This is a genomic window from Bacillus sp. VT 712, from assembly GCF_001614195.1.
Lineage (GTDB): Bacteria > Bacillota > Bacilli > Bacillales > Bacillaceae_H > Priestia > Priestia flexa.
The window spans coordinates 1-11,828 of the sequence record NZ_LWBK01000068.1; the positions used below are offsets into that span (position 1 = coordinate 1).

The 11,828-nt window shown below is 35.8% G+C and carries 15 protein-coding genes; 8 read left to right on the plus strand and 7 right to left on the minus strand.

The annotated features are described in order from the left end of the window. Window positions 1–338: 338 nt before the first annotated feature. From putP to A2U94_RS22020, 3 genes are all read right to left on the minus strand, one after another. The gene (gene putP, locus A2U94_RS19425) at window positions 339–1,820 is read right to left on the minus strand and encodes a sodium/proline symporter PutP (RefSeq protein WP_025907128.1); all 1,482 of its coding nucleotides are present in this window, start codon (window positions 1,818–1,820) and stop codon (window positions 339–341) included. Window positions 1,821–2,164: 344 nt separating this feature from the next. After that, window positions 2,165–2,494: a YhcN/YlaJ family sporulation lipoprotein gene (locus A2U94_RS22015; protein WP_231882786.1), complete on the minus strand. Its 330-nt coding sequence runs from the start codon at window positions 2,492–2,494 to the stop codon at window positions 2,165–2,167. A gap of 43 nt (window positions 2,495–2,537) precedes the next feature. Then, complete coding sequence (locus tag A2U94_RS22020) at window positions 2,538–2,693, minus strand: hypothetical protein (RefSeq protein ID WP_231882787.1); 156 nt, start codon at window positions 2,691–2,693, stop codon at window positions 2,538–2,540. Window positions 2,694–2,806: 113 nt separating this feature from the next. On the opposite strand from A2U94_RS22020, the gene A2U94_RS21685 reads away from it, so the two are divergent. From A2U94_RS21685 to A2U94_RS19440, 3 genes are all read left to right on the plus strand, one after another. Further along, complete coding sequence (locus A2U94_RS21685) at window positions 2,807–2,977, plus strand: hypothetical protein (RefSeq protein ID WP_167556154.1); 171 nt, start codon at window positions 2,807–2,809, stop codon at window positions 2,975–2,977. Between the two features lie 338 nt (window positions 2,978–3,315). Then, on the plus strand, window positions 3,316–3,519 hold the full coding sequence (locus A2U94_RS19435; protein ID WP_025907130.1) for a cold-shock protein: 204 nt from the start codon (window positions 3,316–3,318) through the stop codon (window positions 3,517–3,519). Window positions 3,520–3,637: 118 nt separating this feature from the next. Continuing rightward, window positions 3,638–4,252, plus strand: a complete 615-nt coding sequence (locus A2U94_RS19440; protein ID WP_025907132.1) for an acetate uptake transporter — start codon at window positions 3,638–3,640, stop codon at window positions 4,250–4,252. A gap of 331 nt (window positions 4,253–4,583) precedes the next feature. Here the strand turns inward: A2U94_RS19440 and A2U94_RS19445 are convergent, their stop codons facing one another. From A2U94_RS19445 to A2U94_RS19460, 3 genes are all read right to left on the minus strand, one after another. After that, a complete protein-coding gene (locus tag A2U94_RS19445) occupies window positions 4,584–5,486 on the minus strand; it encodes an AEC family transporter (protein ID WP_062686817.1) in 903 nt (300 codons plus the stop codon). A gap of 515 nt (window positions 5,487–6,001) precedes the next feature. Next, the gene (locus A2U94_RS19455) at window positions 6,002–6,304 is read right to left on the minus strand and encodes a DUF6509 family protein (RefSeq protein WP_025907138.1); all 303 of its coding nucleotides are present in this window, start codon (window positions 6,302–6,304) and stop codon (window positions 6,002–6,004) included. Between the two features lie 125 nt (window positions 6,305–6,429). Continuing rightward, window positions 6,430–6,723 carry a putative quinol monooxygenase gene (locus A2U94_RS19460; protein WP_025907140.1) on the minus strand — a complete coding sequence of 98 codons (294 nt, stop codon included), beginning with the start codon at window positions 6,721–6,723 and terminating at the stop codon, window positions 6,430–6,432. Between the two features lie 135 nt (window positions 6,724–6,858). Between A2U94_RS19460 and A2U94_RS19465 the strand changes: the two genes are divergently transcribed. From A2U94_RS19465 to A2U94_RS19485, 5 genes are all read left to right on the plus strand, one after another. After that, on the plus strand, window positions 6,859–7,302 hold the full coding sequence (locus tag A2U94_RS19465; protein ID WP_025907142.1) for a MarR family winged helix-turn-helix transcriptional regulator: 444 nt from the start codon (window positions 6,859–6,861) through the stop codon (window positions 7,300–7,302). A gap of 173 nt (window positions 7,303–7,475) precedes the next feature. After that, a complete protein-coding gene (locus A2U94_RS19470) occupies window positions 7,476–8,426 on the plus strand; it encodes an ABC transporter permease (RefSeq protein ID WP_025907144.1) in 951 nt (316 codons plus the stop codon). Next, on the plus strand, window positions 8,419–9,369 hold the full coding sequence (locus A2U94_RS19475) for an iron chelate uptake ABC transporter family permease subunit (protein WP_025907146.1): 951 nt from the start codon (window positions 8,419–8,421) through the stop codon (window positions 9,367–9,369). Before A2U94_RS19470 ends, A2U94_RS19475 begins: the two co-directional genes overlap by 8 nt. Continuing rightward, window positions 9,366–10,127, plus strand: coding sequence for an iron ABC transporter ATP-binding protein (locus A2U94_RS19480; protein WP_025907148.1), 762 nt, complete (start codon window positions 9,366–9,368; stop codon window positions 10,125–10,127). Before A2U94_RS19475 ends, A2U94_RS19480 begins: the two co-directional genes overlap by 4 nt. A 134-nt stretch (window positions 10,128–10,261) precedes the next feature. Further along, on the plus strand, window positions 10,262–11,215 hold the full coding sequence (locus tag A2U94_RS19485) for a siderophore ABC transporter substrate-binding protein (RefSeq protein WP_025907149.1): 954 nt from the start codon (window positions 10,262–10,264) through the stop codon (window positions 11,213–11,215). A 36-nt stretch (window positions 11,216–11,251) separates the two neighbouring features. On the opposite strand, the gene A2U94_RS19490 is transcribed toward A2U94_RS19485, so the two are convergent. After that, entirely contained in the window at window positions 11,252–11,527 is a 276-nt protein-coding gene (locus tag A2U94_RS19490; RefSeq protein ID WP_025907150.1) for a DUF4282 domain-containing protein, read from the minus strand. Window positions 11,528–11,828: the final 301 nt, after the last annotated feature.

The window sequence follows — 11,828 nt, forward strand, 5'->3', positions numbered from 1 at the left end:
ACCCGACCACGATCATCTACAAAGCAAGCAAAATGTTTTCGCTTGGCAATGTCAATTCCTACTACGAGTGTATTCTCGGTGACTTGATTTATTTTCTGATTTTGTTTAAAATCCACTTTGGAGGCCTCCTTGGTTAACTAAGTTAGGGGTCAATTCGCGCTATGATTTGACACCCCGTATCATACCAAGAGGGCTCTTTTTTGTTCAAGTCCCCGAAAATCCTTCTAACAGGAATGCTCCTTATAAGCTCTTATCTATATACGTATGAAGAAAAAGCTTGGGCTACGTATAGAAAATAAAAAGCTCGCAAAAAGATGTTTGCGAGCTTTCGTTTGGATTTATTTAGTTTCTTCTTCTAATGTTTCTTCCATTTCAACGAAAGTACCTTGAACTTTCGTTGAAGGATCTTTTGTTAACAAGCTGACAACGACGACAGCTAAGAAGCTTAGTACGAAACCAGGAATCATTTCATAAAGTGCTTCGCTTAATCCAGGTACGTTTACCCAAATTAATACCGTAGCAGCCCCAACAATCATACCGGCAAGAGCACCCCAACGAGTCATCTTCTTCCAGTATAGACTTAGTAAAACTGCAGGGCCAAATGCTGAACCGAACCCGGCCCATGCATAACCTACAAGACCCAAAATCGTATCATTTGGATTTAATGATAAGAGAATACCAATGATTGCGACACCTAGTACAGATAGACGTCCTACTAAGACAAGTTCTTTATCTGTTGCTTTGCGACGGAAAAACGCTTTATAAAAGTCTTCCGTAATAGCACTTGATGTTACAAGTAGCTGAGACGAAATTGTACTCATGATTGCAGCAAGAATCGCTGCTAGTAAGAACCCTGTAATAAATGGATGGAACAATACTTGTGCGAATTTAATAAAGATTGTTTCTGGATTTGCTAATGTGGTTGCAGTTTGGTCAACATAAGCAATACCAATTAATCCAGTAAACATTGCACCGATAATGGAAATAATCATCCATCCCATACCGATTCGGCGAGCTGGTTTTAACTCTTTAATAGACGAAATAGCCATGAATCGAACAATAATGTGAGGTTGCCCAAAGTAGCCAAGACCCCAAGCTAAGAATGAGATAATTCCAACAACCGTTGTACCTCTAAAGAAATCTAAGTACGCTGGGTCAATGTCACGAACTACATCAAACGTTGTTCCAACACCGCCTAATTCAGTAAACGCTACAATCGGTACAAGAACAAGAGCGATAAACATAATAATACCTTGTACAAAGTCGGTTAAACTTACCGCTAAAAATCCACCGAATAGTGTATAAGCAATAACAACACCTGCTGTTACAAATAAACCAATTCGATAGTCTAAACCAAACGCAGACTCGAATAATGTACCACCGGATACCATTCCAGCAGAAGTATAAAGAGTGAAGAAGACAAAAATAACGATGGCTGATACTGTTCGAAGAACTTTGGATGTATCATTGAAGCGGTTTTCAAAATAATCTGGGATTGTAATGGAGTCATTTGCTACTTCTGTGTACGTTCGAAGACGCGGAGCAACAATTAGGTAATTTAGGTAAGCACCGATTGTTAAACCAACGGCAATCCATAAACTAGATACTCCTGTAGCATACATAGCACCTGGTAAACCCATTAACATCCAACCACTCATGTCAGATGCACCAGCTGATAGGGCTGTTACAGCAGGACCAAGTCCACGACCACCTAGCATATAGCCTGAAATGTCATCAGTAGATTTTTTATAAGCATACCAACCGATAGCCAGCATCCCTATAAAATAAATTGCTAGTGAAATAAATAAACTAATATCCACAATATCTCTCCTTTTTCTGTTTTTATATATGACTTGTGGAAAATCGTGTCATATAAACAGCTTACGGTTTTTTAAGCTAACAAACTTTTCCCAGAGTATCAAGTTATTAAACACGAATTTTTTGAAATGAAACCCGCTTGATTACATAAATAAAGCCGATGAAACCGCTTACTAAATAAAAATAAAGTAAAAATATTATGAATATTAAAACATGTATTTATTCTTTAAAAATTAGAATAAATTACCAATAAAATTGTTGCTTTCTACTATTTAATATGATGCCTTTTGATTAAAAATATGTACACGTTCTAAAACAAAAAAAAGGCCAATTTGGCCTTTTTTAATTAACGATTGTTCGGAAATACTCGGCGTACTACTTCATTAAATTCGTTGATAATGCCGGTAATTGGATGTCCATCTTCCAACTTGTTAACATAACTATTCATGCGATCAACAAAATCTGGGTTTGTTGAAACATATACTTCTTGAATGTTGTTGTTAGATTTTTTAACCTCATCAGCAATTTTTGTTTCCATTTCTTTTGTTAACTTGCCTTCTTTTTTATCTTCTAAAACTGCTGCAACATACGCATCACGATTCATTATAACAACGTTTGCATTTTTCACTTCACTTAATGCATTTACTCGATCGGCTGCACCGTTTGCTACTTCCATGCGTGATTCAGCATATTGATCACGCTTTTTTTCTTGCGTTACGTCAATTCATATTGTTATCCATTTCATTTTCATATGAAACGTTGCGGACCGTATCGTCATTAATGAGGCCATCTTTTCCTTGGTCTGTAGTGTTACAACCAAATAATGATAAAATTGTTGCGAAACTAACTGCTACAAAAAGTGATTTTTTTATCATGTCTCATTCCTCCTTGTGAAATAATTTTCGTTCGTTAGCTTTCATTAAACGAGGTGAAAACATACATAGAAATTTGAAATAAGCTTATACTAAGCCAAAAAGGAGTGGTAAAAATGAACCGTGGAATTGAAGAAAGCTTATTGATTATACGAAGCGAAACAGGGAATGAACATGAGAAAACAACCTTTGCTTTAACAGAAGTAGAAGCACGATTGTTATTTGAAACGCTACAAAATAAGCGTAAAGAAGTCATCGATGAAGATTTAGACAATATGCTTACATAATAGAGAGGTGAGAGCCGAACCGGTTGATTCGGCTTTGTATTCTTTTTTAAATCAAGAAAAGAAGAATGTAAAAAACTACCGTTCTCTCTTGCATTTTAGAAAAAGTTATTGTAGAATGAAAACGTAAACATTTTTAATTTTTAAATAAAAAATTAAGTGCTCTCACTTATTTCAGAATGAGAGGATTTATTGCGAACTAGATGGTTGATACACAATTCACGTGTTATAAAGGAGATCTACTTCGTAGTAGAAAGTCTTTATAATATGTGAATTTTTTATTTACGGTGTAAATATAGAGTAACATATTAAATTTTTTACATTTTTTTGGAGGTTTTTTTATGGCTACTAAAGGTACAGTAAAATGGTTTAATAGTGAAAAAGGATTTGGGTTCATCGAAGTTCCAGGAGAAAATGACGTATTCGTTCATTTCTCAGCTATTCAAACAGACGGATTCAAAACATTAGAAGAAGGCCAAAGCGTAGAGTTTGAAATCGTTGAAGGTCAACGTGGTCCTCAAGCTGAAAACGTTGTAAAACTTTAATTTAAATCGTTAAAAGCTACCTTATTTAAGGTAGCTTTTTCTATTTTACAAAAATGTATTGACAGCTTCTCAATAAACAAGTACCTTATTTAAGCATGTGTATTTTAGGAGGTAAAGAATGAGTCAAGTTAAAGCACAAGAAGTAAAGATTACCACTGCTGATCCATCAGCTATTGGGTTATTCGGTTTGGCAATGGTGACGCTAGTAGCATCATCACAAAAGCTGGGCTTAACAGATGGATTAGCTTTTATTTTGCCGTGGGCTATTTTCTTAGGTGGTCTTGCGCAATTGTTCGCAGCTATTCAAGATGGCAAGCATAATAATACGTTTGGTATGACTGCATTTGGAGCATTCGGATTGTTCTGGTTCGGTGTAGCTGCTTCATGGTTAATGCAGCTAGGGGTTTTTGGAGAAGAACTCGCAGTAGTTGATGGGCGACAATTAGGTATGGCTTTTATCGGCTATTTAATTTTCAGCTTATTTATGACAGTTGGAGCAATGGAAACGAATAAAGTTCTTTTCATTATTTTTGTTCTTATCGATTTCTTATTTATTGGTTTATCATTGAGTTCGTTTAATGTTATGTACCATGTCACACATTTATTAGCTGCTTTTTCAGAGCTTTTAATTGCAATTATGTCATTCTATGGATCGGCAGCCGCAGTATTGAATACGCATTTTGGAAGAGAAGTGCTTCCGATTGGAAAACCGTTCGGGATTTTTAAAAAATGATAAAAAAAGAGTTTGGGACATAACAAAATGATTGCTTCTAAAAGACGAACACTCGCTGTTCCCATCTCTTTGATTTGTCTCAACCCGTTCGTTCCATTGCGCTACGGTCACTCGCTTTCCGCGGGGAGGAACCTGAGCTTCCTCACTGCGCTGCAGGATCTCCGTTTTCCCTCTCTTTCCCGCAGGAGTCGAGTGTCCTCCGCTCCATTCCACCCTGTTTCCAACATTGGTTTTCACAATCAGCAAAAAACCTGAACGATTAAAAGTTATGAACTCTCAATCGTTCAGGCATAGTAGAGGCTGAACTACTTATGTCTCAGTCTCTTTTTATTTAGACTACAACGCTCAATACAATCGGAAGAGTAATAAGGCTCAAACAGGTGCTAATAAGCGTGGATGATGAGACAAACTCGGTGTCAGTGTTATACTCGAGCGCATACATTGTGGTATTAGCTGCTGTTGGCATGGCAGCCATAATAATGAGTATTTGCTTGGTCATTTGATCAATCGGTAAAAATTGAACAATGATAAATGCAAGAATTGGTGAAACTAATAATTTTAATGATAACGAAAAAGACAGTTTGCGAAACGCAATGTTTTTTAACTTGATATTAGCAAGCTGCATCCCTAGAACAATCATAACTGTTGGAATTGTCGCACTTGCTACTAAGCTAACTGCTTCTTCAACGGGTGGACTTAGCGTAATATGTAGAAGTTGAAAAGTCAGCCCTAAGATGGCTCCGTATACAATTGGCATTGTTACAACAGCACGCAAAGCAGATTTGATTCCGTTCGCCTCGGGACTGCCTTTTGCCGCATAGTAAACCCCAACGGTACACATGATGAGCTGTTGAAGAACCATTAGTACAATTGCAATATCTAATCCCATCGCTCCGAATACTAATAAGACTACAGGAGTTCCGTAGTTACCGTTATTCATAAATGCAGAAGCGAGAATCATTCCACATGTTTCCGTTGTTGAATAACTCCGGATAAACCCAATTAGCCTGACAACCGCAATGATTGATAAGCAAAGAATGAGTAAAAAAGCGCCTAGGTACAAATATGTAACAGATATTAGATTCGTATAAAACGTTTGAAAGACAAGTACAGGAGACATTAGATACAATGACATTTTTGAAATGTTTTTTGCATCAAAACCAATGGTCTTTTGGCCGATAAATCCAAGAGCGAAAATGCCGAAAATAGGAAGTAGTACTTGTAGAAACTCCATCGAATCCTCCTTTCTATAAAAAAGTAATCTACGTATAAGGTGAGAGCTGTTTTGCACTCGCGTTCTTAGAAGCATATGTTAAGTACACGCAAAGTGATAATATAATATACTTATTATACAAGAAAAGATAAGAAGAAGGGGGAAGAACCGTGCGGGATTTTCACTGTTGTGCAACCTGTCAGCATTTTAGAAGTATAAAGCTTGAAAATGGAATGAAGTATTTTTGTTCCAGGTTGGGGTATGATACGAAACCATCCTACCAGTTTAACTGCTGGAAGCCTACAGAAATAGTAAAAAAACTAATGGAACATGAAGAAAAAAAGAAATAAAAAGAGGATGGAACATAACAAAACCTTTTCTCACCTCTTTACGTTGTCAGAATAAGTTCGTTCCATTCCACCTTGTCTCCAAAATTGTTTTCACAATCAAAATAACCTGAACGATTAAAAGTGAGGAACTCTCGATCGTTCAGATTTATCATTGGCTGAATTATTTATGTCCCAGCCTCTTTTTGTTTATTCTCCTGTATTTTCAGCTTCTAGATGCTTGCTACAAAATGCTTGAACTTCAACAGCTTCGTCATCTTCTAGTTCAAAATCTAACACCTTATTAGTAGAGATTTCATAGAAATAAGGTTGAGAAATAGAAGATTTGCCATCATTAATAATATAAAGTGTTCGGAGACCTAAGTCACTGCCTGTATATAGTTCATCTTCTTCATCTACGTCGATATAAAGGTGAAACTCATAGCGTTCACCTGGTAACATTCCAAATGGATCTTGCAATTTTTCTACGGTGTATTCACGAATTGAAAACATATGTTTATCCTTTCTGTTTGAAACAAAAATTGCTCTTAGCTTAATAATATGTAAGAGAAAAGCAACTAAAGAGCTTCTTCATTATAGCGTAAATAGTAAAAGAGAACAAAGGGTGATTTTTTATTTTAAGGATTTACAAGCTTTAATAAATGAACCGTACGATTTAAAATGAGAGCTTCTGTTTGTTTCTGATAATTTTTGTAGTGAGCACTCGACAAATGTTCATCTAAAGCATGCTTGTCTCGCCATTGTTCGTAGAAAACAAAGGTGGAGGGATTGTCAATAGATCGATGCAGGTCATATCGAATGCAGCCATTTTCGCTTTTTGAGGGTGCCAATACGTTTAGCAAGACATCATATAGTTTTTCCTCAGAACCTGGCTTTACTTCGAGGATTGCTGTTACTATTACAACTGACATAACAAATCTCCTTTGGCCACTGAAATTGTATTAGTAGTATTCCGAATATAAAGAGTTAATATGCATTTACGTAGATTGTACATAGACATTTATACGAAGGTACGATAAACTAAACCAAAAGGGGTGCACGGAAGCATGAACAAGGAAAGCTATAAATTAGATGATTCACTAGGATATCGATTGTTTCACGCCTCACGCTTAATGATGAACCGTTTAAATCATCATTTTAAAAATAACAATTATCCACTTACATATGAGCAGTGGCAGATTATGAGTCGACTATATGAAAAAGATGGCCAAACTCAAAATCAGCTAGCTATTCAAAATGAACGCGATCAAGCAAGCGTATCACGTCTAATTGATAACATGATTAAGCGTGAGTTAGTAAAGCGAGTTCCACATATAACGGATCGTCGAATTAACTTAATTTATCTAACAGAATATGGGAAAGACATCCAGTTGGAATTAGAAAAACTAGCACAGCAAACAATTAATGATGCGTCAGAGGGGTTAACAGAAGAAGAGTTAGCTACCTGCTTGTCAACGTTAAATAAAATTCGATGTAATTTACGGAAATAAAGAAAAAAATAGGGAAATCCTATTGACATATGATAATGATTTTCACTATCATATAATAAGTGAGATGATAACAAGACCAGTGATGGAGACATCATTTTATTTTTTACCATGAACTGATAATGATTATCGTTATTGATATTTTTAAATTATACATAGTAAGGAAGAGTAGCAGCGTGAAAATTAGGTATCTTATTATTTTACTATTTTTATTATCCCTTATTTCGTTATTTATCGGCGTATCACCAGTAAATATTTATGGGGTCTTATCCTTTGATCAAGAGCAAATTCAAGTGCTACTAATTAGTCGTTTTCCACGATTGATTAGCATCATTATTGCTGGAGTAAGCTTAAGTATATGTGGATTGATTATGCAGCAGCTGACGAGAAATAAATTTGTTTCTCCGACGACCGCTGGAACCATGGATTCTGCACGCTTAGGTGTTTTGGTAGCATTGATGTTATTCACATCAGCTAGTCCAATTCAAAAAATGTTGGTTGCATTTGTTTTCGCTTTAATTGGAACCTTCATCTTTATGAAGATTTTAGATTCTATCAAAGTAAAAGATCGAATTTTTATTCCTCTTGTTGGTTTGATGTTTGGTAATGTCATTGGTTCCATAACGACATTTTTTGCTTATAAAAATGATTTGATTCAAAGCATTGGCTCTTGGTTGCAAGGTGATTTCTCTACCATTATTTCAGGACAATATGAGTTAATCTATTTAAGTGTTCCACTGATGATTATTGCCTACTTGTATGCTAATAAATTTACGATTGCAGGAATGGGAGAGGACTTTGCTACCAATCTAGGGTTACCATTTAAGCAGGTTGTGAACATTGGGTTAGTCATCGTAGCACTTGTGTCATCTATCGTACTATTAACGGTTGGAATGATTCCTTTTTTAGGATTAATCATTCCGAATATTGTGTCAATATATGCTGGAGATCATTTGAAAAACAGTCTTCCGCAAACAGCTTTGCTTGGAGCGATTTTTGTACTGACTTGTGATATTTTAGGACGAGTTATCATTTATCCATACGAGATTTCCATTGGTATGATGGTTGGCGTCATTGGTAGTGGGATATTCTTGTACATGTTGATTAGGAGAAAGGCTTATGAGTAATCGATTAAAATTAATAGTTTTAGCAACCGTGGCAGTTGGCGTAACTTTATTATTTTTATTTTATCAATCAAATGGTAATTGGGACTATATTCTGCCAAGGCGTCTAGAGAAATTAGCAGCAATTATCCTAACGGGATTTTCCATTGCAGTTTCCACCGTGGTGTTTCAAACAATCACTAACAATCGGATTTTAACGCCAAGTATTATTGGATTAGACTCTTTGTATATGCTTATTCAGACCATTCTTATTTTTCTATTCGGTTCAATGAATATTGTGACGGTGAATAAAAATATAAACTTTGCAATTTCCATTTTAGGGATGGTTTTGTTTGCCATGCTTCTCTATCAAATGTTGTTTAAAAAAGAAGGAAAAAGTAACATTTATTTTTTACTGTTAGTTGGGTTGATTTTTGGAACTTTTTTCCAAAGTGTCTCTTCCTTCATGCAAGTATTAATTGATCCGAATGAATTTCTAATGGTACAAGATCGAATGTTTGCAAGCTTTAATAATGTTCAGACAGAATTGCTTTTTCTATCTTTCTTATTAATTATCATACTAAGCGTATATGGGTCTCGGTATGTTAAATATTTAGACGTTTTATCACTTGGGAGAGAAGAAGCCATTAACCTTGGAATTGACTATGATGCAGTGACAAAAAAGCTTCTTGTGTTAATTGCTATCTTTATTTCTATTGCAACAGCATTGGTTGGACCCATTACTTTCTTAGGCTTGCTGGTTGTTAACGTAGCGCACGAAGTATTTAAAACGTATCGCCACATGTATCTTCTAAGTGGCTCTATTATCATTAGTATTTTCTCTTTAGTAGGTGGTTTACTAGTTGTTGAACGCGTCTTCACGTTTTCAACAACGCTCAGCGTCATTATTAACTTTATTGGTGGCGTGTATTTTCTTTATCTTTTATTGAAGGGGAGTAGAACATGATTACTGTTAACGGCGTGACAAAAAAGTACGGAAACAAAAAAGTAATAGATGATGTATCTGTTCAAATTCAAAAGGGAAAGATTACGTCATTCATCGGACCGAATGGAGCAGGGAAAAGTACGCTGCTATCTATGATTAGTCGCATCTTAAAGAGAGATGCAGGTGAGATTCTATTAGAAGGTCATGATGTGATGAACTCAAAAAGCAACGAATTAGCAAAGAAAATTTCAATCTTAAAACAAACAAACCATTTAACGATGCGACTTACGATTCGAGAACTCGTATCATTTGGTAGGTTTCCTTATTCACAAGGAAAGTTAAAGAAAGAAGATATAGCTTATATAGATGAAGCGATTGCATATATGGAGCTTGAAGATATGCAGCATAAGTATATTGATGAGCTAAGCGGTGGGCAGAGGCAACGAGCATATATTGCAATGGTCTTAGCTCAAAATACGGATTATATCTTACTTGATGAACCTTTAAATAATTTAGATATGAAGCATTCTGTTCAAATCATGAAGGTTTTAAGAAGGCTTGTGGATGAGCTAGGGAAAACGATTATTATTGTCATTCACGACATTAATTTTGCCTCATGCTATTCAGATTATATTGTTGCTTTAAAGAATGGACAACTCATTAAGCATGGAGCAACTTCTGAAATTATTAAAGAAGATGTTCTTTTAGACGTCTATGATATGCATATTCCTATTCAAACAATTGATGGAAACAAGATAGGCGTTTATTTTTCAGCTTAGATCAAGGTGATTGTTATTTTAATCCATTAAGAGGTTGTTTAGCGCGGGGCCCTTTACATGAAGTGCGAAAATAGCAGCTTAGGATTAGAGTAATTCACATATATTTTAAATACAGCGAAAAGGATGGAAGTTAGATGAAGAAGTTATATATGGTATTTCTAGCAGCGTTGCTTGCAGTTATAGTTGCAGCTTGCGGATCAAATGAAGGTAGCACGACTGCAGACAATGAAAAGAAAGAAACGAAAAAGGAAGAAACAATCACGGTTCAGCATGAATTAGGAGAAACAAAAGTAGATAAAAATCCAGATAAGGTAGTAGTCTTTGATTTTGGTACATTAGATTCTATGGACAAATTAGGAATCAACGTAACCGGTGTTCCGCAGGATAGCATGCCTTCTTATCTATCAAAATATGAAGATAAGAAGTATGAAAATGTAGGAGGATTAAAAGAACCTGACTTTGAAAAAATCAGCGAAATCAATCCAGATTTAATCATTATTTCAGGGCGTCAAGCTGATCAATACGACGAGTTTACAAAGATTGCACCGACAATTCATATGGGTTTAGACACAGAGAACTATATGACTTCATTTAAGAAAAATGCACAAACGTTAGGCGAAATCTTTGGCAAAGAAGCAGAGGTAGAAAAAGAGGTAGCGGCTGTTGAAAAAACAATGGCAACTGTGAAAGAAGAAGCTCAAGCTTCAAAGAAAAATGGTTTAATTGTTCTTGTTAACGAAGGAAAAGTAAGCGCATATGGACCAGGCTCACGCTTTGGTATCATTCATGATGAACTAGGAATTACGCCAGTTGATGCTGGTATCGAAGCTTCCACGCATGGTCAAGGCGTGTCGTTTGAATACATTGTAGAGAAGAATCCTGATTACTTGTTTGTAGTGGATCGTAGCGCAGTTGTAGGTGGGGAATCACCTGCTAAGCAAGCGCTAGAAAACGAGCTAATCAAAAAAACAAAAGCTTATAAAGAAGGAAACATTGTTTATTTAGATCCGAACTACTGGTACTTATCAGGTGGGGGACTACTTTCAGTAGCTGAGATGGCGAAAGAAATTGAAAAAGCAGTACAATGATGAAAAAGCGATGCGGTTTAAACCGCATCGCTTTTTTTATTCTTGATTCTTTATTTCTGCCATTTTATGAAGAGCTTCATGCATTTTAAATACAACAATTAGGGTTTCACAGTAAATGCGCGTAAATAGTGGCCCCACCACAATTAATGCTAGGCCTAAAAAGACAAGGGAACCACCACCATACATGCTATTAATTCCACTTACAATAAATCCAAAACCTAATAGAATGGTTAAGACAGAGACAATAATGAAGACAATTTTAATGATAGAAGGTGTTAACATCTTGTCGAAGTTGAAAAAGCTACTATTCATTTAATTTCTCTCCTTTGGTGTGTAGACTAGTTGTTTTGTCCTTTTATACATATCGTAAGCCCGTAATCAAACAACGCATATAAAACATCAGGCACCTCCGGTACGATAAATGTATCAATCAAAGGAGGTGCCATTATGTCTACAAACAAATTAACCATTGTTCCCGTCAAACTCGATCCTATTCCAGTTGAAATTTCTTCGAATCATTCTCTCCAATACACTGCTGAGCCAAGTTGTGTAATTAAAACCGCTGTGGCTGAAATTTCCTTCTTCAATGGCGTAGATGAGCGCATTATCCAAA

What these genes read in the sequence shown, in the direction of transcription:
- A2U94_RS22015 (WP_231882786.1), bottom strand. Translation starts at nt 2,494, where the DNA reads ATGGAAGTAGCAAACGGTGCAGCCGATCGAGTAAATGCATTAAGTGAA.
- A2U94_RS22020 (WP_231882787.1), bottom strand. Translation starts at nt 2,693, where the DNA reads ATGATAAAAAAATCACTTTTTGTAGCAGTTAGTTTCGCAACAATTTTA.
- A2U94_RS21685 (WP_167556154.1), top strand. Translation starts at nt 2,807, where the DNA reads ATGAACCGTGGAATTGAAGAAAGCTTATTGATTATACGAAGCGAAACA.
- A2U94_RS19435 (WP_025907130.1), top strand. Translation starts at nt 3,316, where the DNA reads ATGGCTACTAAAGGTACAGTAAAATGGTTTAATAGTGAAAAAGGATTT.
- A2U94_RS19440 (WP_025907132.1), top strand. Translation starts at nt 3,638, where the DNA reads ATGAGTCAAGTTAAAGCACAAGAAGTAAAGATTACCACTGCTGATCCA.
- A2U94_RS19445 (WP_062686817.1), bottom strand. Translation starts at nt 5,486, where the DNA reads ATGGAGTTTCTACAAGTACTACTTCCTATTTTCGGCATTTTCGCTCTT.
- A2U94_RS19455 (WP_025907138.1), bottom strand. Translation starts at nt 6,304, where the DNA reads ATGTTTTCAATTCGTGAATACACCGTAGAAAAATTGCAAGATCCATTT.
- A2U94_RS19460 (WP_025907140.1), bottom strand. Translation starts at nt 6,723, where the DNA reads ATGTCAGTTGTAATAGTAACAGCAATCCTCGAAGTAAAGCCAGGTTCT.
- A2U94_RS19465 (WP_025907142.1), top strand. Translation starts at nt 6,859, where the DNA reads ATGAACAAGGAAAGCTATAAATTAGATGATTCACTAGGATATCGATTG.
- A2U94_RS19475 (WP_025907146.1), top strand. Translation starts at nt 8,419, where the DNA reads ATGAGTAATCGATTAAAATTAATAGTTTTAGCAACCGTGGCAGTTGGC.
- A2U94_RS19480 (WP_025907148.1), top strand. Translation starts at nt 9,366, where the DNA reads ATGATTACTGTTAACGGCGTGACAAAAAAGTACGGAAACAAAAAAGTA.
- A2U94_RS19485 (WP_025907149.1), top strand. Translation starts at nt 10,262, where the DNA reads ATGAAGAAGTTATATATGGTATTTCTAGCAGCGTTGCTTGCAGTTATA.
- A2U94_RS19490 (WP_025907150.1), bottom strand. Translation starts at nt 11,527, where the DNA reads ATGAATAGTAGCTTTTTCAACTTCGACAAGATGTTAACACCTTCTATC.